The sequence below is a fragment of the Moraxella sp. K127 genome, assembly GCF_015223095.1.
GTDB lineage: Bacteria > Pseudomonadota > Gammaproteobacteria > Pseudomonadales > Moraxellaceae > Moraxella.
Window position 1 is genome coordinate 1 of record NZ_JADFBZ010000115.1, and the last position, 507, is coordinate 507.

Annotated in this window: 1 protein-coding gene; it reads left to right on the plus strand. The window is 43.6% G+C overall.

Annotated features, from left to right (window positions below):
* A partial coding sequence (locus IM753_RS12865; protein WP_194092787.1) for a GspH/FimT family protein occupies window positions 1–500 on the plus strand: 500 nt, incomplete at its 5' end.
* Between the last annotated feature and the right edge of the window lie 7 nt (window positions 501–507).

Genomic DNA, 507 nt, shown 5'->3' on the forward strand with positions numbered 1-507 from the left:
GAGCATTTACGTTGATTGAATTGATGGTGGTGGTTATTGTGATGGGTGTGATTTGTATGATTGCTTATCCTAGTGTGATGCGGGCTTTACGGGGAATGGAAGCAAACAATGTTGCATCTGTCATTACCGATGCATTAAAAGAAGCCCGCAGTCAAAGTCACATCACCAAGCAAAATATCATCATGTGTCCTGCTGATGAATCAAATCGCTGTCATAGACAGGCAGGGGTAAAGATTATCGTGTTTAGGGATTTAGATGGTAATGCTCGCCTTGATGATGGTGAGCTGATTAAAGAGTATGATCTTAACTTAAAGCATGGCAGAATTGACATGAGAGTGTCGGCATCCAGACATCATGTTAAATACTTTGGTGCCAGTGCCAGTCCACGTGGGCATTTTGGGCACATTAAATATTGTTCGGTGTCTGATGAGTTGTCTTATAGAATTGTGCTAACGCACACGGGGGTGGTTAGAAGGCGTGTTGATGATGTGGGGTGTTAGGGGGTGT